General features: G+C 70.5%; 30 protein-coding genes. 12 read left to right on the top strand and 18 right to left on the bottom strand.

Annotation, left to right across the window (positions count from 1 at the left end; all coding sequences use genetic code 11):
• Positions 1–78 precede the first annotated feature (78 nt).
• Genes ACWGQ1_RS04085 through ACWGQ1_RS04095 form a run of 3 tightly spaced genes read left to right on the top strand, consistent with a single transcriptional unit; the run spans position 79 to position 2,818 of the window.
• Complete coding sequence (locus ACWGQ1_RS04085) at positions 79–942, top strand: ABC transporter permease (protein ID WP_452312414.1); 864 nt, start codon at positions 79–81, stop codon at positions 940–942.
• A complete protein-coding gene (locus ACWGQ1_RS04090; RefSeq protein ID WP_136029725.1) occupies positions 939–1,730 on the top strand; it encodes an ABC transporter permease in 792 nt (263 codons plus the stop codon). The genes ACWGQ1_RS04085 and ACWGQ1_RS04090 overlap by 4 nt, the downstream gene beginning before the upstream one ends.
• Positions 1,727–2,818: an ABC transporter ATP-binding protein gene (locus tag ACWGQ1_RS04095; RefSeq protein WP_136035879.1), complete on the top strand. Its 1,092-nt coding sequence runs from the start codon at positions 1,727–1,729 to the stop codon at positions 2,816–2,818. Before ACWGQ1_RS04090 ends, ACWGQ1_RS04095 begins: the two co-directional genes overlap by 4 nt.
• A gap of 73 nt (positions 2,819–2,891) precedes the next feature.
• Here the strand turns inward: ACWGQ1_RS04095 and ACWGQ1_RS04100 are convergent, their stop codons facing one another.
• From ACWGQ1_RS04100 to ACWGQ1_RS04150, 11 genes are all read right to left on the bottom strand, one after another.
• Positions 2,892–3,566 carry a hypothetical protein gene (locus ACWGQ1_RS04100; protein WP_452312415.1) on the bottom strand — a complete coding sequence of 225 codons (675 nt, stop codon included), beginning with the start codon at positions 3,564–3,566 and terminating at the stop codon, positions 2,892–2,894.
• 271 nt (positions 3,567–3,837) lie between these two features.
• Positions 3,838–4,593, bottom strand: coding sequence for an amino acid ABC transporter ATP-binding protein (locus ACWGQ1_RS04105; RefSeq protein WP_136031965.1), 756 nt, complete (start codon positions 4,591–4,593; stop codon positions 3,838–3,840).
• Entirely contained in the window at positions 4,590–5,387 is a 798-nt protein-coding gene (locus tag ACWGQ1_RS04110; RefSeq protein WP_136031967.1) for an amino acid ABC transporter permease, read from the bottom strand. Before ACWGQ1_RS04110 ends, ACWGQ1_RS04105 begins: the two co-directional genes overlap by 4 nt.
• 34 nt (positions 5,388–5,421) lie before the next feature.
• Positions 5,422–6,234: a basic amino acid ABC transporter substrate-binding protein gene (locus tag ACWGQ1_RS04115; protein WP_247981265.1), complete on the bottom strand. Its 813-nt coding sequence runs from the start codon at positions 6,232–6,234 to the stop codon at positions 5,422–5,424.
• A gap of 143 nt (positions 6,235–6,377) precedes the next feature.
• A complete protein-coding gene (locus ACWGQ1_RS04120) occupies positions 6,378–6,680 on the bottom strand; it encodes a Dabb family protein (protein WP_136035876.1) in 303 nt (100 codons plus the stop codon).
• Entirely contained in the window at positions 6,677–6,973 is a 297-nt protein-coding gene (locus ACWGQ1_RS04125; RefSeq protein ID WP_452312416.1) for a glutaredoxin family protein, read from the bottom strand. Before ACWGQ1_RS04125 ends, ACWGQ1_RS04120 begins: the two co-directional genes overlap by 4 nt.
• The gene (locus ACWGQ1_RS04130) at positions 6,970–7,272 is read right to left on the bottom strand and encodes a rhodanese-like domain-containing protein (RefSeq protein ID WP_136035875.1); all 303 of its coding nucleotides are present in this window, start codon (positions 7,270–7,272) and stop codon (positions 6,970–6,972) included. The genes ACWGQ1_RS04125 and ACWGQ1_RS04130 overlap by 4 nt, the downstream gene beginning before the upstream one ends.
• A gap of 75 nt (positions 7,273–7,347) precedes the next feature.
• Entirely contained in the window at positions 7,348–7,446 is a 99-nt protein-coding gene (locus ACWGQ1_RS04135) for a 30S ribosomal protein bS22 (protein ID WP_003792170.1), read from the bottom strand.
• 118 nt (positions 7,447–7,564) lie between these two features.
• Positions 7,565–7,756, bottom strand: a complete 192-nt coding sequence (locus tag ACWGQ1_RS04140; RefSeq protein ID WP_116242548.1) for a helix-turn-helix domain-containing protein — start codon at positions 7,754–7,756, stop codon at positions 7,565–7,567.
• A gap of 75 nt (positions 7,757–7,831) precedes the next feature.
• On the bottom strand, positions 7,832–8,761 hold the full coding sequence (locus tag ACWGQ1_RS04145; protein ID WP_452312417.1) for a cyclase family protein: 930 nt from the start codon (positions 8,759–8,761) through the stop codon (positions 7,832–7,834).
• Between the two features lie 38 nt (positions 8,762–8,799).
• Positions 8,800–9,732: a TetR/AcrR family transcriptional regulator gene (locus tag ACWGQ1_RS04150; protein ID WP_136031978.1), complete on the bottom strand. Its 933-nt coding sequence runs from the start codon at positions 9,730–9,732 to the stop codon at positions 8,800–8,802.
• Between the two features lie 101 nt (positions 9,733–9,833).
• On the opposite strand from ACWGQ1_RS04150, the gene ACWGQ1_RS04155 reads away from it, so the two are divergent.
• Both ACWGQ1_RS04155 and ACWGQ1_RS04160 read left to right on the top strand, forming a co-directional pair.
• Positions 9,834–10,760 (top strand): ATP-binding cassette domain-containing protein, encoded by a 927-nt coding sequence (locus ACWGQ1_RS04155; protein WP_168443077.1) that lies wholly within the window; start codon positions 9,834–9,836, stop codon positions 10,758–10,760.
• Complete coding sequence (locus ACWGQ1_RS04160; protein ID WP_240744584.1) at positions 10,757–11,581, top strand: ABC transporter permease; 825 nt, start codon at positions 10,757–10,759, stop codon at positions 11,579–11,581. Before ACWGQ1_RS04155 ends, ACWGQ1_RS04160 begins: the two co-directional genes overlap by 4 nt.
• A gap of 186 nt (positions 11,582–11,767) precedes the next feature.
• On the opposite strand, the gene ACWGQ1_RS04165 is transcribed toward ACWGQ1_RS04160, so the two are convergent.
• Complete coding sequence (locus ACWGQ1_RS04165; RefSeq protein ID WP_136031980.1) at positions 11,768–12,181, bottom strand: ArsR/SmtB family transcription factor; 414 nt, start codon at positions 12,179–12,181, stop codon at positions 11,768–11,770.
• 92 nt (positions 12,182–12,273) lie between these two features.
• Here ACWGQ1_RS04165 and ACWGQ1_RS04170 point away from each other — a divergent pair, with 92 nt between their 5' ends.
• The 4 genes from ACWGQ1_RS04170 (at position 12,274) to ACWGQ1_RS04185 (ending at position 16,788) form a co-directional block, all read left to right on the top strand.
• Positions 12,274–13,704: a TrkH family potassium uptake protein gene (locus tag ACWGQ1_RS04170; protein ID WP_136031982.1), complete on the top strand. Its 1,431-nt coding sequence runs from the start codon at positions 12,274–12,276 to the stop codon at positions 13,702–13,704.
• Positions 13,697–14,368: a potassium channel family protein gene (locus ACWGQ1_RS04175; RefSeq protein WP_136031985.1), complete on the top strand. Its 672-nt coding sequence runs from the start codon at positions 13,697–13,699 to the stop codon at positions 14,366–14,368. Before ACWGQ1_RS04170 ends, ACWGQ1_RS04175 begins: the two co-directional genes overlap by 8 nt.
• Before the next feature lie 69 nt (positions 14,369–14,437).
• The gene (locus ACWGQ1_RS04180) at positions 14,438–15,214 is read left to right on the top strand and encodes an ABC transporter ATP-binding protein (protein ID WP_136031987.1); all 777 of its coding nucleotides are present in this window, start codon (positions 14,438–14,440) and stop codon (positions 15,212–15,214) included.
• Positions 15,196–16,788, top strand: coding sequence for a hypothetical protein (locus ACWGQ1_RS04185; protein ID WP_452312418.1), 1,593 nt, complete (start codon positions 15,196–15,198; stop codon positions 16,786–16,788). The genes ACWGQ1_RS04180 and ACWGQ1_RS04185 overlap by 19 nt, the downstream gene beginning before the upstream one ends.
• Positions 16,789–16,800: 12 nt before the next feature.
• Here the strand turns inward: ACWGQ1_RS04185 and ACWGQ1_RS04190 are convergent, their stop codons facing one another.
• Positions 16,801–17,088 (bottom strand): DUF1905 domain-containing protein, encoded by a 288-nt coding sequence (locus ACWGQ1_RS04190; RefSeq protein ID WP_452312419.1) that lies wholly within the window; start codon positions 17,086–17,088, stop codon positions 16,801–16,803.
• Between the two features lies 1 nt (position 17,089).
• Entirely contained in the window at positions 17,090–17,929 is an 840-nt protein-coding gene (proC, locus tag ACWGQ1_RS04195) for a pyrroline-5-carboxylate reductase (RefSeq protein ID WP_452312420.1), read from the bottom strand.
• Positions 17,930–17,988: 59 nt separating this feature from the next.
• Between proC and ACWGQ1_RS04200 the strand changes: the two genes are divergently transcribed.
• Complete coding sequence (locus ACWGQ1_RS04200) at positions 17,989–18,960, top strand: cation diffusion facilitator family transporter (RefSeq protein WP_452312421.1); 972 nt, start codon at positions 17,989–17,991, stop codon at positions 18,958–18,960.
• A gap of 34 nt (positions 18,961–18,994) precedes the next feature.
• Here the strand turns inward: ACWGQ1_RS04200 and tadA are convergent, their stop codons facing one another.
• Positions 18,995–19,450, bottom strand: coding sequence for a tRNA adenosine(34) deaminase TadA (gene tadA, locus ACWGQ1_RS04205; RefSeq protein WP_136031998.1), 456 nt, complete (start codon positions 19,448–19,450; stop codon positions 18,995–18,997).
• Between the two features lie 80 nt (positions 19,451–19,530).
• Between tadA and upp the strand changes: the two genes are divergently transcribed.
• Positions 19,531–20,163: a uracil phosphoribosyltransferase gene (gene upp / locus ACWGQ1_RS04210; RefSeq protein ID WP_136032000.1), complete on the top strand. Its 633-nt coding sequence runs from the start codon at positions 19,531–19,533 to the stop codon at positions 20,161–20,163.
• A 147-nt stretch (positions 20,164–20,310) separates the two neighbouring features.
• On the opposite strand, the gene ACWGQ1_RS04215 is transcribed toward upp, so the two are convergent.
• The 3 genes from ACWGQ1_RS04215 to nadE form a co-directional block, all read right to left on the bottom strand.
• Positions 20,311–21,114, bottom strand: a complete 804-nt coding sequence (locus tag ACWGQ1_RS04215) for a GNAT family N-acetyltransferase (protein ID WP_247982822.1) — start codon at positions 21,112–21,114, stop codon at positions 20,311–20,313.
• Positions 21,111–24,590: a TM0106 family RecB-like putative nuclease gene (locus ACWGQ1_RS04220; RefSeq protein ID WP_452312422.1), complete on the bottom strand. Its 3,480-nt coding sequence runs from the start codon at positions 24,588–24,590 to the stop codon at positions 21,111–21,113. The genes ACWGQ1_RS04215 and ACWGQ1_RS04220 overlap by 4 nt, the downstream gene beginning before the upstream one ends.
• An 89-nt stretch (positions 24,591–24,679) precedes the next feature.
• Complete coding sequence (gene nadE, locus ACWGQ1_RS04225) at positions 24,680–25,498, bottom strand: ammonia-dependent NAD(+) synthetase (protein ID WP_136045442.1); 819 nt, start codon at positions 25,496–25,498, stop codon at positions 24,680–24,682.
• A gap of 109 nt (positions 25,499–25,607) precedes the next feature.
• On the opposite strand from nadE, the gene ACWGQ1_RS04230 reads away from it, so the two are divergent.
• Entirely contained in the window at positions 25,608–26,165 is a 558-nt protein-coding gene (locus ACWGQ1_RS04230; protein ID WP_136032007.1) for a phosphorylase family protein, read from the top strand.
• The last annotated feature ends 3 nt before the right edge of the window (positions 26,166–26,168 follow it).

A 26,168-nucleotide genomic window follows, 5' to 3' on the forward strand; every position in this document is an offset into this window, starting at 1 on the left:
ACAGCATCTAGGAGGGGAAGGGGGGGGGGGGTTGGATCTCCCCCCCCCCCCCCCCCCACTGTGGGCTCGGGGGGGGATGTGGGGCCCCCCCGGTCCGCGCCGTCGTTCGCGTGGCTGGGGCTGGTCCCCTTCGCGGCCTACGTGGTGCTGTTCCTCGCCGTGCCGACGGTGCTCGCCGTCGGCTCGGGGTTCTTCGATGACGACGGCGCGGTCACGATGGCGAACGTGGAGGCACTGGGCGACCCCGTGGTCCTGAGGACGTTCGCGAACTCGGCCGGGCTGTCGCTGCTCACGGCCGCGGTCGGAGCGGTCGTGGGGGCCCTGGTCTGCTACGCGCTGCTCGGCGCTCCGCCCGAGGGCGCCGTGCGCCGGGCGGTCGATGCAGCAGCCGGGGTGCTCGCCCAGTTCGGCGGGGTGATGCTGGCGTTCGCGTTCATCGCCACGATCGGCATCCAGGGGGTGGTCACGGTCTTCCTGCGCGACACGCTCGGCGTCGACATCTTCGCGAACGGCACCTGGCTCTACGAGCTGCCCGGGCTCGTCCTGCCCTACATCTACTTCCAGGTGCCGCTCATGGTCATCACGTTCATGCCCGCTCTCGCCGCCCTGCAGCCGCAGTGGGCCGAGGCGAACCTCACGCTGGGCGGCACGCGGGCGAGCTTCTGGCTGCGCATCGGCCTGCCCGTGCTCGCGCCCTCGTTCCTCGCCAGCCTGCTGCTCCTGTTCGCGAACGCCTTCTCGTCGTACGCGACCGCCGCGGCGCTGGCCAGCCAGGGCTCGCAGATCGTGCCGCTGCAGATCCGCACCGCCCTCACGAGCGAGACGCTGCTGGGCCGGGAGAATCTCGCCGGGGCGCTCGCCCTCGGCATGATCGTGGTGGTCGGCGTGGTGATGGGCCTGTACTCGCTGATCCAGCGCCGGGCTGCGCGGTGGCGCTCGTGAACCGTCTCGCCCCGTCGCGCACCACGCGCTGGGTGATCGGTGTGCTCGTCGGCGCGTTCTTCGCTGTACCGCTCGTGTCGACGTTCCTGTTCACGCTCCGTGGTGCCGACGGACCGTCGTTCGAGCACTGGGCCGCGCTGTTCGACCCCGCTGCGGCGGCCGCGCTCCGGCCGATCTGGACGGGACTCGGCAACTCGCTGATCCTCGCCGTCGTGACCGTCGCGATCGTCCTGCTGGTGCTCGCCCCGACGATGATCCTGGTGAACCTGCGCTTCCCGCGGCTGAAGCCCGCGTTCGAGTTCCTCGCGCTCCTGCCCATCTCGATCCCGGCGATCGTGCTGGTGGTCGGCCTCGCACCCCTCTATCTGCAGATCGGTCGCACCCTCGGCACCGGCACCTGGACGCTCGCGTTCGCCTACGGCATCACCGTGCTGCCGTTCGCCTTCCGGTCGATCCAGGCGGCGATCGACGCGGCCGACCTGCGCACGCTGTCGGAGGCGGCCCGTTCCCTCGGCGCGAGCTGGCCGGCCGTGGTGCTCCGCGTGCTCGCGCCGAACCTCCGCCAGGGGCTGCTGGCCGCGTCGCTGCTGTCGATCGCCGTGGTCCTGGGAGAGTTCACGATCGCCTCCCTCCTGAACCGTCCGGTGTTCCAGACGGCGATGCTCGTCGTGCAGAAGCAGGACCCCTACGCGCCGGCGATCTTCACCCTGCTGGCGCTGCTGCTCGTCTTCCTCCTGCTCCTCCTGATCGGCCGCGTCGCGCGCGGCTCCCGAAAGGCCCGCTCATGACCCTCGACCACGCCCTCCCCCGCACGAAGGACAACCTGCTGCTCGCGCGGGCCGGCGAGGGCACCCGCGTGCAGCTCCAGGGCATCGTGAAGCGCTACGGCGGCACGACCGTGCTGCACGGCGTCGATCTCGACATCGCGCCGGGCGAGTTCGTGTCGCTGCTGGGCCCGTCCGGATGCGGCAAGACCACGCTGCTGCGCGTGCTCGCCGGGCTCGAGGTCGCGGATGGCGGTGCGGTCCTGCTCGGCGGCGGAGACGTCTCTCGGGTGGCGACCAACAAGCGCGACATCGGCATGGTGTTCCAGTCGTACTCGCTGTTCCCGCACCTGCGCGTGGTCGACAACACAGCCTTCGGTCTGCGACGCCGCGGAGTCGGCCGGGCCGAGGCCGCACGACGGTCGCTCGACGCCCTGGCTCTCGTGGGTCTCGCCGACCTCGCCGATCGCTTCCCGCATCAGTTGTCGGGTGGGCAGCAGCAGCGGGTCGCCCTCGCGCGGGCACTGGTCACCGAGCCCCGGGTGCTGCTGCTGGACGAGCCCCTGTCGGCGCTCGACGCGAAGGTGCGCGTGCAGCTGCGCGACGAGATCCGCCGCCTCCAGCTCCGACTGGGCATCACCACGGTCTTCGTCACGCACGACCAGGAGGAGGCGCTGGCGGTGTCCGACCGCATCGCCGTGATGAACGCGGGGCGCATCGAGCAGATCGGCACCCCGGAGGAGCTGTACACCGCTCCGTCCACGGCGGGGGTCGCCGCGTTCGTCGGGCTGTCGAGCGTGGTGTCCGGTGTCGCGGAGGGCGACCACGTCGTGGTGTGGGGGCAGCGCCTGCCGTTGCAGACGCCGGCCGACGGCCCGGTCGACGTGTACCTGCGACCGGAGAACGTGCACTTCGCGTCGGAGGCGGACGCGGCGACCGATGCGCTGGTGGAGGAGAGCACGTTCCTCGGCAGCATGCGCCGCACGCTCGTGCGCACGGAGTCGGGCGAGCTCGTGCGCGTGCAGCACGCGCCGGGTGTGCACCCCGCGTTCGGCGACCGCGTCCGCATCGCGGTCGACCCGGAGCCCGTGGTGGTCCATCCGCGCGGCTGAGCGGCGGAGGCCCACCTGGAACGTCGGAGACCCCGCGGCCGTCTGGCCGCAGGGTCTCCGTTCGGTTTCCGGGTCAGATGGTGATCTGCCCGGCGACGGTGGCGAGCTTGTGGCGGGCGAGCGCCAGGTTCGCCTTCGCCTTGTCGAGCACCAGGTAGACGAAGAGTCCTTCGGTGCCGCTGCTGCTGAGCACATTGATCAGGTGGTACTGGTCGTCGAGCGTGATGAGGATGTCGTCGATCCGACTGGCGATGCCGAGCTCCTTCATCGTCTGCAGCTTCGCGCGGACGACATTGGAGTTCCCGGCCGCGGCGACACCGAGGTCGAAGGCGGGGTGACCGCCCTGCGCGAGAGCCATGCCGGACGCGGAGTCCGCGATCGCGACGCCCACGGCGCCGTCGATCGTCAGAAGCTCCTGCACGGACTGTTCCAGTTGTGCCATTCGTTCTCCCTGAGGTTCTGTACGGGTGCGGTCGAGCGAGGTGTCCCGCTCGATGAGGGGTGTGCCCGGGGTCGGTGCGATCGGGTCGTCGCCGCCGGGCATGAGGGTCGGAAGGAGCGCCGGGCCCGCGTCGCGGTCGACGAGTGCGTGCGCGCGCAGCGCGGGGCGCGGAGGCGGTGGCGGGAGTGTCGAGAACAGGTCCTCGAGCGCGCGGAGCGCGTCGTCATCAGGCGCGGCGGCGTCGGCCGATTCCGCGCGTGTGCTCGCAACGTCGATCTCACGTCGACGACGGCCGAAGACAGCCATCGGTCCCCCTTGTGTCACCACGAGTCGTCGCCGATCCGTCCCGGATCGCCGCCGACTTGTCCCCAGATTCCGTCGACCGCCCCAGCGATCGACCTGCACACGATACCCGGCGAACCTCCGGATCGGTGCCTCCGGACGCCCTTCCGCCGCGTTGTATATCGGTAGCGCGTCTCCGGCCTCCCCGCGGAGGTCGTCGCAGCCGAGGGACCGCGGTGAGAAGAACGAACCCCCTGTCGCCATCCCGGCGGCAGGGGGTTCGTTCGTCGGTGCTTCAGAGCACGCGGGACAGGAAGTCCCTGGTGCGCTGGTGCTGCGGATCGGCGAGCACCTCGTGCGGGTCGCCCTCCTCGACGATGTGACCGCCGTCCATGAAGATCAGCCGCGAGCCGACCTCACGCGCGAAGCCCATCTCGTGGGTCACGACCAGCATCGTCATGCCCTCGTCGGCGAGCGACCGCATGACCGACAGCACCTCGCCGACCAGCTCGGGGTCGAGCGCGGAGGTGGGCTCGTCGAAGAGCATCATGTCGGGGTTCATGCACAGCGCTCGGGCGATCGCGACGCGCTGCTGCTGCCCGCCCGACAGGTGACCCGGATAGGCGCCCGCCTTCTCGGCCAGGCCCACTCGCTCCAGCATCGCGTGCGCGACCTTCTCGGACTCCGCCTTCGACCGCTTCTTCACCCGCTGCTGCGCGATCGTCAGGTTGCCGAGCACGCTCAGGTGCGGGAACAGGTTGAAGCTCTGGAACACCATGCCGATGCGGGTGCGCACGCGGTCGATGTCGACGTCGGGGTCGGTGATGTCGATCCCCTCGATCAGCACCTTGCCGCCGGTGGGCTCCTCCAGCAGGTTCACCGAGCGCAGCAGCGTGGACTTGCCCGAGCCGGACGGGCCGATCACGCAGACGACCTCGCCGGCCGTGACCGTGAGGTCGATGCCCTTGAGCACCTCGTTGTCTCCGAACGTCTTCACGAGCCCCTGGATGTCGATCGCGGGCGCGTGGACGTCGATCAGATCGGTGGTCATCGGCTCCTCGCCATCCGTCGCTCCAGCCACGCGCTGAACCGCGTGAGGGGGATCGTCACGATCAGGTACAGGATCGCGGCCATGATCAGCGGCGTCCCGTTGGCGTTCTGCGTACTGGCGTCGCGGGCGAACGTCGTGAGCTCCTTCGACCAGATGAACGACCCGGCCACGAACAGCAGCGAGGTGTCCTTCAGCAGCAGCACGAACTCGTTCGTCAGCGGCGGGATGATGATGCGGAAGCCCTGCGGCACCACGATCCAGAACGTCGTCTTCATGGGCGACATGCCGAGCGAGCGGGCCGCCTCGGTCTGCCCCTTCGGCACCGCCTGCAGGCCGGCGCGAATGGTCTCGGCCATGTACGCCGATGCCACGAGGATCAGACCGATCAGCCCGAGGACTACCGGCCCGCCGAGCTTCGTACCGGGGATACCCATGCCGATCGGCACGATGTAGGCGATCGCGAAGATCGTGAGGATCGCCGGGAGTCCGCGGAACAGTTCGATCCAGCACGTCGCGATCCAGCGGAACGGCCCGATCTCCGACAGCTTCATCAGCGCGAGGACCACGCCGAGCAGCAAACCGCCCACGAACGCCACGGCGGTGAACCACAGGGTGTTCACGAGCGCGGTGGTGATGATCCCCGGGAGCATCTTCGCCGCGATCTCCGGGTTGAAGTACATCGTGGCGATCCGCGCCCAGTCGGTGCTGATCGCCGCCCAGATGACGAGAGCGATCAGCACCGCATAGACGGTGTAGCGGTACAGCTTCTTCTTCGTGGTGCGCCTCAACGCCATTGTCAAGGTCCTCCCGACCGACTCAGTTCCGTCTTCAGTTGGCCGTGAAGTACTCGTCGTAGATCTTCTGGTACTCGCCGCTGTCGCGGAGGTCCTTCAGTGCGCCGTTGACCGCCTCGAGAAGAGCATCCTTCTCGCCCTTCGCGAACGCGAAGCCGTAGGACTCGTCGGTCTCGTACGTTTCCACGATCTTGTAGGCGGAGTCGGCCTTCTCGTGCTCGAGGTTCACCGGCTGGTCCTGCAGGATCGCGTCGATCTGCCCGGCCTGCATGGCCGGCCACAGCTCGCCGTCCGACGGGTACTGCACGAGCTGAGCGCCCTTCGCGTTCTCCCCGGCGTAGGACTCACCCGTCGTGCCCTGCTGCACGCCCACGTTCTTCCCGTCGAGGTCGTCGATCGACTCGATGCCCGAGTCGGTGCGCACCAGGAGCGACTGCAGCGAGTCGTAGTACGGGTCGGAGAAGTCGATGTTGGCCTTGCGCTCCTCGGTGATCGTCATGGCCGAGGCGCCGACGTCGCACGTACCGGCCGCCAAGGTGGTCCCGGACTGCAGAGCTTCGAAGCCCACATCCTGCACCGAAAGCTTCAGGTCGAGCTGCTTCGCGATCGCGCCCAGCAGGTCGATGTCGAAGCCCGTGTACTCTCCATCGTCGCCCTGGAACTCGAACGGCGGGTAGGGGATGTCGGAGCAGACAGAGAGGGTGCCCGCCTCGATCAGACCGTATTCGTCGCCGGCCGCGGGAGCGTCGCTGCTGCCCGCGTCGGTCGATCCGGTGGCGCATCCGGCGAGCGCGAACGTGGCGGTGGCCACGAGTGCGAGACCGGCGAAGAGGGTACGACGAGGCATGTCGACTCCTGGGGTTCGGGGGCGGGTGCGCCCGCGGACGGGTAGGAGATCATCTAAACATGCGGCTCGTCGCGTGACCAATGACACGGGCAGACGACCGCATTACGTTTGTGTTTCGGTGCCTCCCCGCGCGGCACCCGGTCTCACACCTCGACGTCGACGGCCACACGACCGGAGACGACGGAACGGATGTATCCGGCGACCTCCTCGTGCGCAGGGTGCACCTGGTACTGCTCCAGAGCATCGACGGAGTCGAACTCCGCGACGAGCGTCACGTCCCAGTTGGCGTCGGGGTAGACGTCGTTCGCGCCCGCCCAGATGCTGCGCAGCTGGGGAACGATGCCGTCGAGCGCGTTCAGCCGGCGGGCGACCTCGGCCGCCTGGTCCGCGCGGGTCTGCGCATCGTCGACGGCGAGCTTCCAGGCCACGACATGGCGAATGGTCATCGGGGTGTCTCCTGGTCGGTGAGGGCGTCGGCGCTCACGGCTTCCTCCAGCGCCTCGCGCAGGCGGTCGGGCGAGACGCGCCAGTGGGCGTGCAGGCGGCCGTCGATCAGCACCACCGGGATCTTCTCCCACCACTGCTCGTACAGCGCGGGGTCTTCGGCGATCGACGCCTCGACGATCGCGATCCGCTCGGCGGCGGCGTCGGGCAGCTCGGCGACCACGGCGTCGACGACCTCGGAGGCCACGTCGCACAGATGGCAGTCGGGCTTGCCGATCAGGGTGAGCGTGGTCACGCCGACGGCACCTCGACCTCGCGACCCTGCGCGATCCACTCGCCCGTGCCGCCCTCGACGTTCGTCGCGTCATAGCCGCGCGCCTCGAGCGCCTCGACCACGCGAGCCGAACGGCCGCCGGCCTGGCAGATCACGTCGAAGGACTCGGCGGGCAGTTCGTCGAGACGGTTGCCGATCTCGGACATCGGGATGTTCACCGCGCCCGGCACGTGGCCGGCGGCGAACTCGTGCACCTCCCGGACATCGATGAGCGGGGTACCGGAGCGCTCGGCGAGCTCGGCGACGGTGATCGACTTCATGACATCCTCTCGGCGGTGCGGCACGGCAGAGACACAAAGCGCCCGTCCGAAGACAGGCGCTCGGTGTCTGGCCGCTTACTTCTTGTTGCGGCGCTGGTGGCGAGTCTTGCGAAGCAGCTTGCGGTGCTTCTTCTTCGCCATGCGCTTGCGGCGCTTCTTGATGACAGAACCCACGGAAACCTCACTAAGTCAGGGGCTGGGTGTCGCCGAATCGGACACCCGGGTACGGGCACGAAAAAATGCCTCGGATCATCCTAGCAAACCCACGGGCCGCCTCGCGCCGCCCTGCGGATCAACCCGCGTCGGCGATCGGTCGCTGCAGCGCCTCGGCCACGGCCGACTCCGGGACGCGGTAGCTGCGGCCGAAGCGGATGGCGGGCAGCTCTCCGGAGTGCACGAGGCGGTACACGGTCATCTTGGACACGCGCATGAGCTCGGCGACCTCGGCCACCGTCAGGAATCGGACATCTGGAACCTCGGGCATCCCACGTACCCCTTTCTCGATGTGCACACTCTATGGGTTTCCTGGGACGCGTGTAAACCCATGTGACTCGTGTGATCAGTGGGACGCGGGCACCGTGGCGAACGCCCGCACCGGGAAGGTGCCGAACCCGCGGATCGCGGGCGGGGCCGCGGTGAAGCGGGCACCCCGCGAGGGAACCGCGTCGAGACCCGTGAGGTGCTCGACCACGTGCACGCCGGCGGCGAGGAGGATGCTGTGCGCCGGACGCTCTCCGCCGCTCTCGGTGTCGTCGATGTTGAGCGAGTCGATCCCGACCAGGCGCACCCCCGCCTCGACCAGGAAGCGGGCGCCGTCCTCCGTGAGGTACGGCGCCCCCTCCGCATAGTCGGGCGTGCCGAAGAGCCGGCTCCACCCCGTGTCGAGGAGGACCGCCGAGCCCCGCAGGTCGCGGTCCGCCAGGGTCGCCGCACGGATGCCGCGGCGCTCGGGCGACCAGGCATCGCGCAGGTGGAAGACCTCGGCGGGGAGGCCGACCAGGGTGCGCAGGTCGAGTGCGGCGAGATCGTCGCCGTCGCCGTAGCGGTGCCAGGGGGCGTCGAGGTAGGTGCCGGTGTTGCCGATCATCGTGATCACGTCCATCGCGAACTCGGTCCCCGGCGCGTAGCGCTCCCGGGATGCGGCGCGTGTGAGGAACGGGGCGATGGTCGGCGCCGGCAGCCCGGGATAGGTGATCATCCCGGCCTCGATGGGGTGGCTGAGATCCACGATGCGGTCCTCGGCCTCACCGCCGCTCGGTGCCTCGACTCCGCGGCTTCCGCGATGCGGCTCCTCGACGATGCGCAGGTCGCGGAGGTGCACCTCGTCGACCAGCGTCAGTCCCAGGTGGCGGACGAGCAGGGTGCCGATCTCCTCGGCCGAGAGGTCTTCCCGGGGAAGGTCGAGGCGGAACCCCTCCCCGTGCATGCCGCCGCCGTTGGCGAACGTGATCGAGAAATCGAAGTGAGCGCGGTGCGGAGCGGTCGTCATCCCCCCATCCTGCCCATCCGGCGCGGCGCCGGGGTCGCTCAGCCGGACTTCCTGGCCTTCGCCACCCGTTCGCGCGCCTCGCGAAGAGCCTGACGCTCGAGCTTGCGGGCCGCGCGCAGCGCCTTCTCGGCATCACGGCTGGCCTTCTGCGCCTCCTTGAGGCGCTTGTCCCCGGCGAGCTCCGCCGCATCGAGGGCGACCCACTCCTCGGAGACCCGGTGCTGCTCCCCGCGATCGAGACCGTCGAGGTAGGCCGCGACACCGTCGAGCGTGCGCTCCACGGCGAAGCGGAACGGATCGGCCGGCGACAGGAACACGCCGTCCTCGATCGCCCGGCGGAGCGCGGGGAACTCCTCGGCCGAGATCACCCGATCGAACAGCGACGCCTCCCGCATCGCCACCTCTTCGGCGGAGAGACCGGAGGAGCGGGACTGCTCCGAGTACCCCGCCTGCACGATGCCGCACCAGCGAGCGTGGCCGGTGATCGCGAGGGCGACGGCCATGCGCTCGTCGGCGGTGAGCGGTGTGTCATCGAGCGCGGCGAGACTGGCGTCCAGCCAGGCGGAGCTGTTGGGGGTGATCGGCGAACCCGAGATCGGCAACGACAGGATCCACGGGTGGCGCAGGTAGACGAGGATCTGGGCCTCGTACAGCGCGAGCAGCCGCGCGCGCCAGCCCTCGACCTCGAGGTGGCTCTCCGGAGGGAGTCCGGTCGCCTCCTCCTGCATGAGCAGCAGGAGGTCGTCCTTCGCGGAGACGTAGCGGTACAGCGACATGGGGGTGAAGCCGAGCCGGGCGGCCACCGCTGCCATGGAGACGGCGCCGATGCCCTCGCCGTCGGCGAGTTCCACCGCGGCCTCCACGATCTTCTCGACACTCATCTCCCGCTTCGGCCCGCGCTGGGGATTCGCCGCGACGCCCCAGGCGAGGGCGATGCCCCTGGGGAGCTCGGGAGGCTCGATGTCGGTCATCCGCCCATCCTACTTCTGTTTATTTCATAAACAGTGTGTTACCGTCATACACAATTGCGTTGCCCATACACAGTTTTCGCGATACACAGAAAGGGATCCTGATGGAGACAGCCATCCAGGTGCGCGACCTGCGCAAGGCCTTCGGGCCGAAGCCCGTGGTCGACGACCTCGCCTTCGAGGTCGGCCGCGGCGAGGTCTTCGCTCTGCTCGGACCGAATGGCGCGGGCAAGACGACGACCATCAACATCCTCACCACCCTCACCGCCGCGGATGCGGGATCGGCGACCGTGGCGGGGTGGGATGTGCGCTCGCATCCCGACGAGGTGCGCCGGCGCATCAGCCTCACCGGGCAGGCGGCCGCCGTGGACGACGCCCTCACCGGTACCGAGAACGTCGTCATGTTCGCGCGCCTCTCGGGACTGGGGCGGGCGGCCGCGCGGCGCCGCGCCGAAGACCTCATCGCCCGGTTCGCACTGACCGACGCGGCGTCCCGCGCCGTGCGCACCTACTCCGGCGGCATGCGCCGTCGCCTCGACCTGGCGCTCAGCTTCGTCGTGACCCCGGAGGTGCTGTTCCTCGACGAGCCCACCACCGGGCTCGACACCCGTAGCCGCCGCGACCTGTGGGACATCATCCGCACGGTCGCGGGTGCCGGCACGACGGTGTTCCTCACCACCCAGTACCTGGAGGAGGCGGATCAGCTCGCCGACCGGATCGCCGTCCTGCACGACGGCCGGATCGCGGCGCTGGGCACCGCCGCCGAGCTCAAGGCGCGTATCGGCGGCGACACGGTCGAGCTCCACGACAGCCGGGGAGAGCTGCGGCGCGAGATCCCGACCGACGGCACGGTCGCCGGGCTGCGGCGCGCCCTCGATCGGCTCGACACGGAGGGGGACGACGGCGTCGTCACGCTCCGACGGCCCACCCTCGACGACGTGTTCCTGGCGGTCACGTCGTCCCCCGCGGGCCGGCCCGTATCCGGAGAGCCGGTCGACGCCGGCTCACCCACCCTCGAGGAGCTCGCATGAACACCGCGGTCACCACCCCCATGCCCCCGCACGCCTCCCCCACGCCGACGCCTCGACCGCGCCTGCGCGGGCTGACGGCCGAAGCCGTCTTCGTCGGACGCAGCCTGCGGCACTCGCTGCGCGACGGCGAATCACTGCTCATGGCGATCATGCTGCCCGTCATGCTCATGCTCATGTTCACGTGGGTGTTCGGCGGGGCGATCGACCCCTCCGGCGCCTACGTCGACTACGTCGTGCCGGGCATCATCCTCACGTGCGCGGGGTTCGGGGCGTCCTCCACGGCGGTGTATGTCGCGAACGACATGCGCTCCGGCATCATCGACCGGTTCCGCACCATGCCGCTGCGCGCCGGAGCCGTGCTCACCGGGCACGTGGTGGCGAGCGTCCTGCGCAACCTGGTCGCGACGGCCATCGTCATCGGCGTCGGGGTGCTGGTCGGGTTCCGCCCGACCGCGTCGCCGGGCGACTGGATCGCGCTGGGCGGGCTGATCACGCTCTACATCCTCGCGATCACGTACCTGTTCGCGGCGATCGGCCTCGCCGCCGGCAGCCCCGAGGGTGCCAACGGCTACGGCTTCGTGCTGCTGTTCCTGCCCTACCTGTCCAGCGCGTTCGTGCCGGTGGCGAGCATGCCGGAGTGGCTGCAGCCGGTCGCCGCGCACCAGCCCATCACCCCGATCGTCGAGACCATCCGCAGCCTGCTCCTCGGTACCGACGCCGGAACGCAGCCGTGGTGGGCGGTGCTGTGGTGCGTGGTGATCCTCGGCGTCGCCGTCGTGTGGGGCGCGTGGCTGTTCCGCCGCAAGGCGGGCCGCCGCTGAGACCGTCCCGTCCAGCCCGCGCATAGCCGCCGCTCGCCGGTCGCCCAGACAGCTCTGGCACTGTCGATGCAGGACTTGTGCCGGCACCGCCGAGTCCGTTGCGGAGCTGGGGTCCGTGGATCGCCCCTGACGACATGCCCCCCGGTCGTCAGGGGCGATGTCCGTTCCGGCGCGGCTGCGCGCGCGTCAGGCGCCGAGCCGCTTGAGCGCCGTGGTCACCACGTGCTTGGCCGATGCGGCCGCGCGTCCGACCACCTCGGCGGCGTGTGCCGCACCATCGGGAAGACCACCCGGGTACGCGATGTCCGGAGCCGCGTCACCGTAGGCGTCGACGAGGAACGGGACCAGCCAGTCGTCGACGACCTCGAGCGGCTCGACGGCGAGGCTGTAGAACCGGCGCTGCCCGTCCTCGCGCACGGTCACGAGCTCGGCATCGCGCAGCACCTTGAGGTGCTTGGAGACGGTGGGCTGGCTGATCCCGAGGTCGGCCACGATCTGGCTCACGCTGGTGCCGGACTCGCCTTCGGACGTTCGCCGGAGCAGGAGCTGGAGGATGTCGCGCCTCGTACCGTCTGCGATCACGTCGAAGATGTCCGTCATGGCATCAGGGTAGTCGCCCCCGGCACGGAGTACCATGACGAGGGCTCGGCGGGCGGCGTCGTGCACGGATGGATTCGAACGAGGGGGCAGCGATGTCGGGCATCGTTTCGGCGTCGTCGCCCCGACAGCGGTTCCCGGGGTCGGGCGGGCGCTTCAAGCACCTCATCACGTCGTCGCCGTCGCGGTTCGCGATCTCCGTGTTCGCGCTGCTGATCCTCGTCTTCACCGTCCTCTTCTCGCTGCCGATCGCATCGGCCGACCGCACCGTCACGCCGCTGAGCGACGCCCTCTTCACCGCCGTCTCCACGATCTGCGTCACGGGTCTGGCGACCGTGGACATGGCCAACCACTGGTCGCCGTTCGGGCACGTCCTGGTGTTCATCGGCGTGAACATCGGTGCGCTGGGCGTGCTGACCCTCGCCTCACTGATGGGCATGCTCATCTCCAAGCGCCTCGGGTTGCGCGCCAAGCTCATGGCCGCGGGCGACACGAACCCGCTGCGCGCGCACGGCGGCGTCGTGAACGAGAGCCAGACGGTGCGGCTGGGCGAGGTCGGGCAGCTCCTCACCACGGTCGCCGTCTCGGCCCTCATCATCGAGGCCTCCCTCGCCGCGCTCCTCTACCCGGCCCTGGTGATGGCCAAGGTCGACCCGATCGCCGCACTGTGGGAGGCGCCCTACTTCGCCGCCATGGCGTTCACCAACACCGGCTTCGCCCCCAACGACGGCGGCGTCGCGGTGTTCGCCGACGACTACCTCGTGCTGTTCCTGCTCATGGTGGGCGTCTTCCTCGGCAGCATCGGCTTCCCCGTGATCTACACGCTCGCCAAGCACGTGTGGCACGTGAAGCGGTGGTCGCTGCACTCCAAGCTCACGATCGTCACCACCGTGCTGCTGTTCGTGGTCGGTGCCGCCGCGTTCCTCATCCTCGAGTACGACAACCCGAAGACGTTCGGGTCGATGGACGCCGCCGACACGACCTTCCAGGCGTTCTTCCTCTCCGCGATGACGCGCTCCGGCGGCTTCAACGTGATCGAGATGGACGATCTCAACGGCTCCTCCCTGCTCGCGGCGAGCATGCTCATGTTCGTCGGCGGCGGCTCCGCGTCGACCGCGGGAGGCATCAAGGTGACCACCCTCGCCGTGCTCGCGATCGCGGTGTGGTCGGAGGCGAAGGGACGCCAGTCGGTCGAGGCCTTCGGGCGGCGCATCCCGAGCGACGTGCAGCGCGTCGCCCTCAGCGTCGTCGCGTGGGGAGCGACCATCGTGGCCCTGTCGACCATCGTGATCGCGCAGATCACGAAGGCCGACATCAGCCACGTGCTGTTCGACGTCATCTCCGCGTTCGGCACCGTCGGCCTCTCGACGGGCCTGACCGGCGAGCTGCCGGATTCCGCCTCGTACGTCATGGCCGCGACCATCTTCATGGGGCGCGTTGGTACAGTGACTCTCGCCGCGGCAGTCGCCGCGACGTCGCGAACGCAGTACTACTCACTGCCGGTGGAAAGGCCGATCGTTGGTTGAAGTCCTGCGCGGAGACGCCCCCGTCCTCGTCATCGGCCTCGGCCGGTTCGGTGCGGCGTGCGCCGGTGAGCTCGACCGTCTCGACCGCGAAGTCCTCGCGATCGACGACAATCTCGAGCTCGTGCAGAAGTGGTCGGAGCGGGTCACCCACACCGTGCAGGCCGATGCCAGGAACATCGACGCCCTGCGCCAGATCGGCGCCCAGGACTTCCAGGTCGCGGTCGTCGCGGTCGGCTCCTCGATCGAGGCATCCGTGCTCATCACCGCGAACCTCGTCGACCTCAAGGTCCCGCAGATCTGGGCCAAGGCCGTCTCCCAGTCGCACGGCAAGATCCTCGCCCGCGTCGGCGCCAATCACGTGATCTACCCCGAGCGCGAGGCCGGCGAGCGCGTCGCCCACCTGGTGAGCGGTCGCATGCTCGACTTCATCCGCTTCGACGACGACTTCGTGCTCGCCAAGATGTACCCGCCGAAGTTCATCCGCGGCGTCGGCCTGAACGAGTCCGGCGTGCGCTCGAAGTACAAGGTCACCGTCGTCGGCGTGAAGAGCCCCGGCAAGCCGTTCCGCTACGCCGAGGCGAACACCATCGTCACCAACCACGACCTCATCATCGTGTCGGGCACCAACAGCGATATCGAGCGCTTCGCCGCCCTGGACCGCTGACCGCGCCCCATCCCGACTCCCCCTCGCGGTGGATGCGTCCCTCGACTCCCGCGTGATGGGATGGGGGCCATGACCGACCACGCCCCGGCCCCTCCCGTGCTCGCCCTCCGCGGGCTCCGCAAGCAGTTCGGCCAGAAGGTCGCCGTCGACGGCCTCTCGCTCGACGTCCCCGCCGGATCGATGCTCGGCCTGCTCGGCCCGAACGGTGCGGGCAAGACCACCACGCTGGCGATGACGACGGGGCTGCTGCGTCCCGACGCGGGCTCGGCGTGGGTGCTCGGGCACGACGTCTGGCAGGACCCGGCCCGGGCCAAGGCGCTCATGGGCGTGCTCCCCGACGGGATCCGCATGCTCGACCGCCTCACCGGCGCCGAGCTGCTGCGCTACACCGGCCTGCTCCGCGGCATGCCCGAGGCCGAGGTGCACACCCGCACCGGCGAGCTGCTCGACGCGCTGGGCCTCGGCGACGACCGCGACACCCTCGTCGTGGACTACTCCGCCGGCATGCGCAAGAAGATCGGCCTGGCGTGCGCGCTGATCCACGCGCCGCGGCTGCTGCTGCTGGACGAACCGCTGGAGGCCGTCGACCCGGTGTCGGGTCAGACCATCCGGCAGATCCTGCGCGCCTTCGTCGACAGCGGCGGCACGGTGGTGCTGTCCAGTCACGTCATGGAGCTGGTCGAGTCGATGTGCGACCGCGTCGCGATCGTCGCCGAGGGGCGGCTGCTGGCGCACGGAGAACTCGACGAGGTCCGAGCCGGGATGACGCTGCAGCAGCGCTTCCTGTCGCTCGTCGGTGCCCACGACCTGGGAACGGAGACGCTCGCGTGGTTGCGCTCCTCGTAGGCCTGCGGCTGCGTCAGCTCGGTCACCAGCTCGCGCGCAACCCGTGGATGATCGTCACGCTCGTCGTGGTCGGCCTCCTGGCCGTCGGCATCCTCGCGACCCTGACGGTGGGGGTCGTGCTGCTGCGGATCGGTGCGCCAGACGCCGCCGTGACCGCGCTCGTGCTGACGGGAGCCGTGATCGTGCTCGGCTGGTGGATCGGGTCGATCCTCGTGAGCGGCGACGACGCCCTGGCGCCCGACCGGTTCGCCCTGCTGCCGGTCACGGCGAAGCGGATGCTCCCGGGGCTCGTGGTCGCGGGCGTCACCACGATCGGCGGCATCGGCACCGCACTCGCCCTGCTGCTGATGCTCCTCGGCTGGTCGGTCGACGTGCTCGCCCTGCTCGCCGCGTTCGTCCTCATCCCGGTAGCCCTGGCGACCTGCGTGCTGGGCGCCCGCGTCGTGAGCGGGCTGCTCGGGAAGTGGCTCGCCCGGCGCCGCACCCGCGACCTCGTGCTCACGGTGGGTGTCGTGCTGCTGGCGTCGTCCGGACTGCTGCTGAACATCGGGCTCCAGGCGCTGACGACCGTGCACGACGTCGGCGGGGCGTTCGCCACCGTGGCCGAGGTCGCCGCCTGGACCCCGGTCGCCGCCGTGTTCGGGGTTCCCGCGGCGCTCGCGCAGGGGGCGGTGGGGGTCGCACTGCTCCGGCTGCTCATCGCCGTCGGCACGGTCGTGCTCCTCTGGGTCGCGGCCCGCGTCCACCTCGACGCCCGCCTCACGGCACCCCTCGTGTCCAGCGGGGGCGGCCGGGTCCGCTCGGGCGGCCTGCTCGACCGGATGCTGCCGGCGGGACCGGTCGGTGCGATCGCGGGCCGCACGTTCCACTACTTCCGCCGCGACCCGCGCCAGGTCGTCAATGTGGTGATGCTGCTGATCCTGCCCGCGATCTTCCTCGGTCTCGCCGTGATGAACGGCCTGCGGGAGGAGTCCGTGGGACTCGCTCCCGCCATCGTGCTGATCCCGGCCATCAACGCTCTCCTCGCGGGGAGCATCGTGCAGCTGGCCATCGCCTACGACAACGACGCGGTCGCCCTGCACATCCTGACCGGTGTCAGCGGCACCGCAGACCGGGCGGGACGGCTGCTCGGCTTCGGGCTGATCGGCCTCCCGGTCACGATCGCCCTGTGCGTGGCGACGTGCCTGGTCGCCGGACGACCGGACCTGCTGCCCGCGAGCCTCGGCGCGGCGCTCGGCCTGATGGCGGTGTCGGCCGGCGCGGGCGCGTGGGTGGGCGCGTTCCTCCCCGGTCGCGCTCCCGCTCCCGAGGCGAACCCGTTCGGTCGCGGATCGGCGGGCGGCGCACAGTCCTTCCTCGCGATGCTGATCATGTCGCCGATCACGCTGATCCTGGGCGGCCCGGCTCTGGGCTTCGGGATCGCCGCGATCTGGATGCCGCCGCTGGGCTGGGTGAGTCTGGCGTGCGCGGTCGTGATCGGGACCGCCGCCGTGTGGGGCGGGACCGTGCTGGGCGGCAAGACGCTCGAACGGCGCTGGCCGGAGGTGCTCGCGGAGGTGTCGAGCGAGAGCTGAGCCCCGCGCGGGTCAGGCGTCGATGTCGAGGACGACCTCGACCACGTCGCCCACGCCGAGCCCCTCCCGATCCTGCAGCACCTTCTTGATCGGCACGATGTAGCCGCCGTCCTTCGGCCACAGCGCGGTGGTCACGGTCGTGCCGCCGATCGTCACCGTCGCGGGGATCATGCCCCAGCCATAGGTGACGACGGCGGCGACATCGTGGATCATCGCGCTCTCGACCGGCGGCACCGTGACGAAGTGGAACGGCGCCGGCCCGCGCCAGTACCAGATCTCCCCCTCGACCCGCAGCCGCATGTCACGCCCCCGCCGCGAGCTCCTTCGCGCGGGCGAGCGCGGCCGCGGCAGCCTCGGCGAAGGTCCGGTCGAGGTGGGCGTCCTGCAGCACGGCGACGGCGCGCTCGGTGGTGCCCTTGGAACTGGTCACACGGCGCCGCAGCTCGGCCGGGTCTTCGCCCGACGCGTCGAGCAGGGCGGTCGCACCGATGAAGGTCTGCTCGACCATGAGCCGCGCATCCGCCTCGGTGAACCCCATCCCGATGGCCGCCGTGGTGACCTCCTCGATCAGGAGGAACACGTACGCGGGGCCCGAGCCGGAGATCGTGGACAGCGCGTCGATCTGCGACTCCGGCACCTCGATCACCGCGCCGACCGTCTCGAACAGGCGTCGCACGAGCGCCACGTCGTCCGCGGTCGCCGCGGCCCCGGCGGCGAGGCCGGTCACGCCCTTGCGGACGGTCGACGGCGTGTTCGGCATCGACCGGATCACGCGCGCTCCGGTGCCCAGGTGGTCGGCGAACGTCTGCAGGGTGACCCCGGCGGCGAGGCTGACGACGATCGTGTCGGCGGTCAGGTGCGGAGCGATCTCGCGCAGCAGCTCCGGCACCATCGCGGGCTTGACGCCCACCAGCACGATCCGGGCGCCGGACACCGCCTCGGCGTTGCCCTCCGGCCGCTCGGACAGCGCGATGCTGGTCACCCCGTCGAGCCCATCGAACGACGCCGCCTTCTCCGTCGTGCGGTTCGTCGCGGTGATCCCGCCGTCGACCGGGACGCCCGATGCGAGCACGCCGCGGAGGATCGCCCCGCCCATCGAACCGGCACCGAGGAACGCGAGGGAGGGAAGCGAGTCAGCCATGTGGTCATCCTACGGCGGGCGCTCCGGCGTCCCCCGACCGGCGGTTCTAGACTCGACGCATGAGTGCATCCGGAGGAAGCAAGGCCATCGTCGCGGCGTTCCTGGCGAACCTGGGCATCGCTCTCGCGAAGTTCCTCGCGTGGGCCCTCTCCGGCTCCGCCTCCATGCTCGCGGAGGCCATCCACTCGGTCGCCGACTCGGGCAACCAGCTCCTCCTCATGCTCGGCGGACGCAAGGCCCAGCGCCGAGCCGACCGCGCGCACCCGTTCGGCTACGGACGCGAACGCTACGTGTACGCCTTCGTCGTCTCGATCATCCTGTTCTCGGTCGGCGGCCTCTTCGCCATCTACGAGGGCGTCGAGAAGCTCACGAATCCCCACGAGCTCGACAAGACCTGGTGGTGGCTGCCTCTCGTCGTGCTGCTGATCGCGATCGGCCTGGAGTCGTTCTCGCTGCGCACCGCCGTGAAGGAGAGCAATCTCGTGCGCGACCGGGGCCAGTCGTGGCGGACGTTCGTGCGACGCGCCAAGGCCCCCGAGCTTCCGGTCGTGCTGCTCGAGGACGTCGGCGCCCTGACCGGTCTGACGTTCGCGCTGCTCGGCGTGGGCCTCACCCTCCTCACCGGCAACCCCCTCTTCGATGCGCTCGGCACCGTCATGATCGGCGTGCTGCTGGTGCTGATCGCGATCGTGCTCGGCGTCGAGACGAAGAGCCTCCTGGTGGGCGAGGGAGCCACGCAGGCCGACGAGGACCGCATTGTGGACGCGATCACGGACGGCCCGGAGATCGAGAAGATCATCCACCTGAAGACCCTGTACCTCGGACCGGACGAGCTCATGGTCGCCGCGAAGATCGCCCTCAACGCCGACAAGCCCCTGCGCGAGGTCGCCGACGACATCGACGCGATCGAGAGCCGCATCCGCGAGGCCGTTCCGGTGGCGCGCGTCGTCTACATCGAGCCCGACGTGTACCGCCCCGCGATCGACCCGGAGCCCTCGACGGACGTGTTCGTGCTCAAGTCCTCGGACTGAGGCGCGGCGGTCGCGCAGTGATCCGACCCGGCCGTCACCGCCGCTGCGCGAAGAAGTCACGCAGCAGCGCGGTGGACGCCTCTTCGTCGACCCCGCCGATGACCTCCGCACGGTAGGGAAGACGCCGGTCCCGCAGCACGTCGTACATCGACCCGGCCGCACCCGCCTTGTCGTCCCACGCGCCGAACACCACGCGCCCGACGCGCGCCTGCAGGATCGCACCGGCGCACATGAGACACGGCTCCAGCGTCACCACGAGCGTGCAGCCGTCGAGGTTCCACGAGCCGAGGGCCGCCGCGGCCGCCCGCAGGGCCACGACCTCGGCGTGACCGGTCGGGTCGTGCGTGGTCTCCCGCGTGTTGCGGCCCTCCGCGAGCATCCGCCCCTGGGCGTCGAGCACCACGGCGCCCACCGGGATCTCGGCGTCTGCGGCGGCCTCCGCGGCCAGCACGAGCGCGCGCTGCATCGCAGTGCGGTCGGCGGCGGTCATGCGTCGAGCCTACGGCAGCGCCAGCTGCGCCCCGGAGGACCGATGTCGTGCGCGCGGTCGCGGCGCATTAGCCTGTATCCATGCGTGTTCACGTCGCCGACCACCCCCTCATCACCCACAAGCTCTCGGTGCTGCGCGACGCGCGCACCCCGTCGCCCGTGTTCCGGCAGCTGACGGAGGAGCTCGTGACCCTCCTGGCGTACGAGGCCACGCGCAACGTGAAGGTGTCGCCGGTGGAGATCACGACCCCTGTCACCACCACCACGGGCGTCAAGATCTCCGAGCCGCGCCCCATCGTCGTCCCCATCCTGCGCGCCGGCCTCGGCATGCTCGAAGGCCTCGTGAAGCTGCTCCCGACCGCCGAGGTCGGCTTCCTCGGCATGGTCCGCGACGAGGAGACGTTCGAGCCCACCACCTACGCCGAGCGGCTGCCGGACGACCTCAGCGACCGCCAGTGCTTCGCGATCGACCCGATGCTCGCAACCGGGGGTTCGCTGGCCGCGGCCATCCAGTTCCTGTTCGACCGCGGCGCGAAAGACGTCACGGCCATCTGCCTGCTCGGCACCCCCGAGGGCGTCGCCGCGATCGAGGCGATGGCCGGCGACCGCGATGTGACCCTGGTGCTGGGTGCCCTCGACGAACGCCTGAACGAGAAGGGCTACATCGTGCCCGGCCTCGGCGACGCGGGCGACCGCCTGTACGGCACCGTCTGACCCGGGCGGCCCGACCCCGGGCGGCCCGAGGCTACGTCAGCGCGTGAGCACGGCAGCGCGGCAGCACGGCAACGCGTGACGGGTTACCGCGTCAGCGCGTCAGCGCGTCAGCGCGTGCGCACGGCACCACCACAGCGGGTCACCGCGTCAGCGCGTCAGGCGGTACGCGCGCTCGTCTCCGTACCGCGTGAATCCGGCCCTGGCGAGGATCGGCGCCGAGGTCGCGACGCGGCCCTTGACCAGCGCGGTCGCCGCACCGCGCGCCGCGCTCTCCCGCAGCCGCTCCGCGAGCACGGCCCGATAGGCACCACGCCCTCGGTCGCCGTCGAGGGTCGCCGCACCCCACAGTCGCGTGAACCCGTCGACGATCGTGCACCCGCCCGTGCTCACCGCGCGACCGTCGATGCGACCCAGCACCCGGAACCCGGTGCCCGCATCGAGGGCGGCCGTCAGCTCCGCGAACTCGGCGCGAAGCTCGTCGCCGTCGAGCGGCCGTTGCTCCCAGACGGGGACGTTGATGTCATCCACCTCCCGAAGCTGGTCGACCGTGCGCACGACCTCGACCGAGACGCCCGGCGGCACATCGACCGCGCCCTCAGTCGTCGGACGGGCGAACACCGTGACGGTGTCGACGTGCTCGGCCCCGCGGCCCACCAGCTCCTCTTCGAGGTCGGGCTCGTCGGCCGGGTTCGTCCAGAACGTGAAGACGGTCTCGCCCCAGGCCTCCACGCGCTCCAGCGCCCGCTCCACGACCTCCGCGGCGGAACGCGTCGACGACACCTGCGAGCCGCGCACCCCGCCCCCGAAGCGCTCCGGGTAGCGCACGAGGAGCAGGTCGTCGCGGACGTGCTCGCTTCCCCGCGGGAACCACGCCCACCCGGCGGCGGCACGGAGGACGTCTTCTGCCGCGGGTATGCCGTCGGCACTCGGCCGCGCATCGGTCGGCGTCATGAGTCCTCCTCCGCCGCACCCACGAGCCGCGCGAAGGCGCTCAGCCGCGCGACGCCCTCGGGCGTGTAGGGCAGATCGTCGAGCAGCGCGGGCGAGTGGATGAGGTAGGCCAGCACCTGGGCGCGCGAGATCGCGACGTTCAGCCGGTTCTGCAGCAGCAGGAACTCCGGCCCCCGGGGCGCGTCGCGGCCGCTCGACGCCGCGAGTGAGGTGATGGAGACCACGGCCTCCTTGCCCTGGAAGTTGTCGACCGTGCCCACCGGCACCTCACCGAAGCCCGCCGCCTCGAGCGCGTCGTGCACCAGCTGACGCTGGGCGTTGTACGGCGCGACCACGATGATGTCCGCCGGGGTGAGCGGCCGCGCGGAGCCCGCCGGATCGTTGTCGCGGAAGGGGCGACCGACCAGGTCCCGCACGATGCGGACGACCTCCGCAGCCTCCTCGGGCGACTGGGTCGCGTTGCCGCGATGGCGCAGGGGGACGATGTGCAGCCCCGGGTCGACGCCCTCGATCGACCGCCGCTCGGTACCTGGCGCAGACGCGAGCTTGCCGGCGTACGCGAGCTGCGACACCGGGGCGGCCACGAACGGATGCATGCGCCACGACTGCGCCAGGAAGTAGCCGTACTCCGGTCGTACGACGGGATCGCCGTCCATCACCCATCCGAGCGCGGACGTGTCGACCGGCTCGGGGTGCGCCCCCTGACTCACCTGCGGAAGCTGCTGCGGATCGCCCAGGAGAAGCAGCCGTTGCGCTGCGGCTGCGACCGCGATCGTCGACGCGAGCGAGAACTGTCCCGCCTCATCGATCACCAGGAGGTCGAGGCCCCCGCGCGCCACGCGCTGCGTGTTGCTGAAGTCCCACGCCGTCCCGCCGACCACGGCCCCCTCACGCTCGTGCTCGGCGAGGAACGCCGCCATGCCGTTCTTGGGGATGACAGTGTACGAAGGATCGCCGCTGTCGTCTTTCGGGGCCTTCGCGACCTGAGCGGGCGCGACGCCGTCGGCCACGATCCGCTCCAACAGCGTCTCGATGATGGCGTGCGACTGCGCTACCACGCCGACCCGGAAGCCGTGCTCGTTCACCAGACGCGCGATGACCCGCGATCCCGTGTACGTCTTGCCCGTACCGGGAGGGCCCTGCACGGCGAGGTAGCTGCGATCGAGGTCGAGGACCCCGCGGACGATCGCGTCGATCGTGTCGCTCCCCGGCTCCGGCAGCGGAGCCCCGGAGACCGTGCGAGGCGGGCGCCGCCGGATGATGTCGGTCGCCGCATCGTCGGGGAACCCCGGGGCGGCCGCATGCACCGCATCGGCCCACTCGTCGATCGCCTGTTGCAGCGACACCACCCGCGGGGGCGCGGCCGGGGTGAGGGCGACAGGCAGCTCGTCCCACGTCTGCCCCTGCACCGCCGACTCGACGATCAGATAGCCGTCGTCGAGCACATCCCGCACGCTCACGGTGTGCGGCACGTGCACGGCGCGCGACGGCACCTCGGTGTCGAACGGCGCCGGCGCGTCGTACAGCGCGAACGGCTGAGCGCCGGGGCCGAGGGTCGTGCCCGGTGACACCTCACCCCGGATCTCGACCTCGCGCGACATGACCCTCCGGCCCTCGCCGATGCTCCAGTCGCTCCGCACGCGCGAGGATGGCGCATCGACCTTGACCACGTCGCGCGTGCCATCCCACATGGTCACCGGCTCGCGGAGTCGCTGGAAGTGCGACACCCAGAAGCTCTTCGCCTCCCGGGGGAAGTAGTCGATCGCCGCCGCCGCGATCCGATGCACGAGCCCGTCGCCGCCGGCCTCCACGTCCCTCTCGGCATCACCGAGCAGGGCCAGCGAGCGAGGCGACGGCTCGTAGATCACCTCGTCGGCGTCGTCCGGAGGCGCCGGCGTCACCCCCTCTCGGCGCGCGATCTCGATCAGCCAGTTGCGCAGCCGCCTCGTCGACACGCAGTCGTAGCGGTTGTAGTCGGCGAGGTCGGCGAACACCGCGTCGGCCTCCGCCTGCGCGCCCGCCGCCGCCAGCTCCCGCGCGGCCACGTACTGCACGATCGAGTCGTCGCCCTTCTGCACGTCGCTCGTGCGCACGTCGTCGCCCATGTAGAGCGGCTCGAGCTTCTTGATCGAGTAGGAGCGCGACCCCACGCGGACCGTGCGCAGCACCAGCGGATACAGATCGACGAACACGCCCTCGCGCAGCAACCGGTCCACCTCGCCCTCGCGGACTCCGTGGCGGGCGGCCATCGCGACCAGGTGCGACGTCTCGTACGGCGCGTAGTGGTAGATGTGCATGCCCGGGTGCGCGGCCCTGCGGAGCTTCACGAAATCGAGGAACGTCTCCAGCGCCTGGCGCTCCTCGGCGAACGTGTGCGCCCACAGCGCGGTGTACTGATCGGCGTTGTCGACCCACCCGAACAGGTAGTCGATGCCCCACTCCGACTCTCCGTCTGGGGCGGGTTCGGTGTACAGCGGGTCTCCCTCGAAGTCGAAGAAGATGTCGCCGTGGCTCGGTACCGGCAGCGTGTGGATCGCAGGGGCGTAGTGCACGTCGTACGTCGGTACCCCCTCGGCATCGGCGCGGAGCTGGAGCTTCGCCTGCGACCGGAGGTTCTCGAACGTGTCGACGTTCATGCCCTCCGGGGCTCCGGACGCCGCGGCCAGGTCGTCGATCGTCTCGATGCCCGCCGCGCGCAGCCGCGCGCGCTGGACGGGCCGCATCCGCGCGACCATCAGCAGGTCGCGGTGGGCGATCACCTGCTCCTCGCACGTCGCACAGCGTCCGCACGCCACGATGCGGAGATCGCCGCGGTCGTCGCCCCACGCCAGCGGCTCTCCCTCCTGCCCCTCGGCCACGGCCCGATCCGCGATGAGCGCGCGCAGCCGCGCCCGACGCACCCGGAACAGCGGCAACAGGTCGTCAACCGCGTGCGTGCTGACGCTGTGGTCGCCCAGGATGAGGTCGACCTCGTCGGCCCGGGGGATGCCGAGGCGATCGAGCTGATCGACATATGCCGCGAGCTGCATGAGCGCCGTGACGCGAGCTTTCCGCGCCAGCTTGGAGTCCTGCACGCGCCACCGCCCGTCGGCGTCTTTACGCAGGAAGTCCGCGAAGCCGACGAAGTCCTCCGTCGCGAACGCCGCCTGGAACACCACCAGCGCGTCGGAGCGCAGGGCCTCGATCGTCTCGCCGACGGCCGCGGCCAGAGCTTCAGGATCGTTCGAGCGGATCTTGTCGACGCGGTGCACCCGCTCCCGCCCGAGCTCGCTCAGGTACCGGTCGAGTACGTTCTGCTCGTGCACGTCTCCCAGCTGCGCGGCCCGCTGCAGCGTCGCATCCTCCAGCTCCTCGACCACCGGCACGCGGCCGAGCTTCGCGTCGATCGCTCGACACCAGGCGAACTCGCACTCCGCCGCCGCCTTGAGGTCGCTCGCGCTCCAGACGACCCGCTGCGCCTCCGTGTCGATCCGCACGATTCTCCCGTTCTCTCGGATGCTTCGACACTATCCGCGGCATCCGACACGGGCGAAAGCGAGCGCGACCGCGCCCTTCCCTCGACGCCTCAGCGCCACCAGGTGTCGTCGGGAGTGACGGGGAGGTGGCGCTTGTGCTGGGTCGCGAGGTAGCGCGACTCGATGCGACCGGCGACGTCAGGGTCGACCTCCTCCCCCTCCAGGAACGCGTCGATCTGCTCGTACGTCAGCCCCAGCTCGTCCTCGTCGGCTCGTCCGGGCTGGCCATCGAGGAGGTCGGCCGTGGGCACCTTGAGCGCCAACCGGTCGGGCGCGTCGAGGAACTGCAGCAGCGAGCGGCCCTGTCGCTTCGTGAGGCCCGACAGCGGCAGCACGTCCGCGGCGCCGTCGCCGAACTTCGTGTAGAACCCCGTCACGGCCTCGGCCGCGTGGTCGGTGCCGATCACGATCAGGCCGTCGTGTCCCGCGAGGGCGTACTGCGTCACCATGCGCAGTCGCGCCTTGATGTTGCCGCGGTTGAAGTCGGTGATGTCGCCGGAGACCGCCGCCTCGATGTCGCGCTCCACGCCGTCGACGCCGTTCTGGATGTTCACCTCGACCGAGGAGTCCGGGGCGATGTAGTCGAGCGCGGCCTGCGCATCGTCCGCGTCGTGCTGCACGCGATACGGCAGCCGTACCGCCAGGAACGTGGCCTCGCCGCCTTCGGCCCGCACGCGCTCGACCGCGAGCTGCGCGAGCCGGCCGGCGAGGGTCGAGTCCTGACCGCCGGAGATGCCGAGCACGTACCCCCTGGCACCCGTCGTGCGCAGGTAGTCCGCGAGGAAGCCGACCCTCCGCTCCACCTCCGATTCGGGGTCGATGTCGGGCCGGACACCCAGGTCTTCCGCGATCTGCTTCTGCAACGACACGTGATCCTCCGCTCTTCGCCTGGCCCCAGTATCCTCCCTCCGCGCAGCGGCGGGGCGGCGGCGCGGCGCTCGCACGCGGCATCCAGCCGAGACCTGAGAGAATGAGGCAGTGAAACTCCTCGTCGCCGCGCTCGCGTCCGAACTGTCCGCCTTCCCCGACGAGCTCGACGGCTTCGACCGGCTGGTCACCGGCCCCGGCAAGCTGCAGGCCACCTACGCGCTCACCCGCGCCCTCGACGCCCGGCGCTACGACGAGGTCGTCGTCGTCGGAACGGCGGGGGCCATCGAGCCGGGGCTCGAGGCCACCGTCCACGAGATCGGCTCCGCATTCCAGCACGACGTGACCGACCTCGACGGCGTCTCCGGCCAGCACGTGTCGCTTCCCGCACGCGTGAGCACCGGCCGTGACGGCGTGCTGATCGCGACCGGAGACCACTTCGTGGAGGACGCCGAGGTGACCGCGGTCATCCGGCCCACCGGTGCCGCCCTCGTCGACATGGAGACCTACGCGTACATCTGGGTGGCCGGGCAGTTCGGGGTGCCGATCCGCGCGTTCCGTGCGGTCTCCGATCAGGCCGAGGACGGCGCCCTCACCGACTGGCGCGCCGCGGTCGCGCGATGCAGCGTTCAGCTGCGCGACGTCATCCGCGCCGAGTACGGGGTCTGACCC

The organism is Microbacterium sp. NPDC055599 (assembly GCF_053618975.1).

Coding starts and splice junctions, on each gene's coding strand:
- upp (WP_136032000.1), top strand. CDS start 19,531: ATGCGTGTTCACGTCGCCGACCACCCCCTCATCACCCACAAGCTCTCG.
- ACWGQ1_RS04145 (WP_452312417.1), bottom strand. CDS start 8,761: ATGACGACCGCTCCGCACCGCGCTCACTTCGATTTCTCGATCACGTTC.
- ACWGQ1_RS04115 (WP_247981265.1), bottom strand. CDS start 6,234: ATGCCTCGTCGTACCCTCTTCGCCGGTCTCGCACTCGTGGCCACCGCC.
- proC (WP_452312420.1), bottom strand. CDS start 17,929: ATGGCTGACTCGCTTCCCTCCCTCGCGTTCCTCGGTGCCGGTTCGATG.
- ACWGQ1_RS04165 (WP_136031980.1), bottom strand. CDS start 12,181: ATGACGGACATCTTCGACGTGATCGCAGACGGTACGAGGCGCGACATC.
- ACWGQ1_RS04170 (WP_136031982.1), top strand. CDS start 12,274: ATGTCGGGCATCGTTTCGGCGTCGTCGCCCCGACAGCGGTTCCCGGGG.
- ACWGQ1_RS04215 (WP_247982822.1), bottom strand. CDS start 21,114: ATGACGCCGACCGATGCGCGGCCGAGTGCCGACGGCATACCCGCGGCA.
- ACWGQ1_RS04120 (WP_136035876.1), bottom strand. CDS start 6,680: ATGACCATTCGCCATGTCGTGGCCTGGAAGCTCGCCGTCGACGATGCG.
- ACWGQ1_RS04105 (WP_136031965.1), bottom strand. CDS start 4,593: ATGACCACCGATCTGATCGACGTCCACGCGCCCGCGATCGACATCCAG.
- ACWGQ1_RS04130 (WP_136035875.1), bottom strand. CDS start 7,272: ATGAAGTCGATCACCGTCGCCGAGCTCGCCGAGCGCTCCGGTACCCCG.
- ACWGQ1_RS04150 (WP_136031978.1), bottom strand. CDS start 9,732: ATGACCGACATCGAGCCTCCCGAGCTCCCCAGGGGCATCGCCCTCGCC.
- ACWGQ1_RS04095 (WP_136035879.1), top strand. CDS start 1,727: ATGACCCTCGACCACGCCCTCCCCCGCACGAAGGACAACCTGCTGCTC.
- ACWGQ1_RS04200 (WP_452312421.1), top strand. CDS start 17,989: ATGAGTGCATCCGGAGGAAGCAAGGCCATCGTCGCGGCGTTCCTGGCG.
- ACWGQ1_RS04100 (WP_452312415.1), bottom strand. CDS start 3,566: ATGGCTGTCTTCGGCCGTCGTCGACGTGAGATCGACGTTGCGAGCACA.
- ACWGQ1_RS04155 (WP_168443077.1), top strand. CDS start 9,834: ATGGAGACAGCCATCCAGGTGCGCGACCTGCGCAAGGCCTTCGGGCCG.
- ACWGQ1_RS04180 (WP_136031987.1), top strand. CDS start 14,438: ATGACCGACCACGCCCCGGCCCCTCCCGTGCTCGCCCTCCGCGGGCTC.
- ACWGQ1_RS04190 (WP_452312419.1), bottom strand. CDS start 17,088: ATGCGGCTGCGGGTCGAGGGGGAGATCTGGTACTGGCGCGGGCCGGCG.
- ACWGQ1_RS04140 (WP_116242548.1), bottom strand. CDS start 7,756: ATGCCCGAGGTTCCAGATGTCCGATTCCTGACGGTGGCCGAGGTCGCC.
- ACWGQ1_RS04160 (WP_240744584.1), top strand. CDS start 10,757: ATGAACACCGCGGTCACCACCCCCATGCCCCCGCACGCCTCCCCCACG.
- tadA (WP_136031998.1), bottom strand. CDS start 19,450: ATGACCGCCGCCGACCGCACTGCGATGCAGCGCGCGCTCGTGCTGGCC.
- ACWGQ1_RS04110 (WP_136031967.1), bottom strand. CDS start 5,387: ATGGCGTTGAGGCGCACCACGAAGAAGAAGCTGTACCGCTACACCGTC.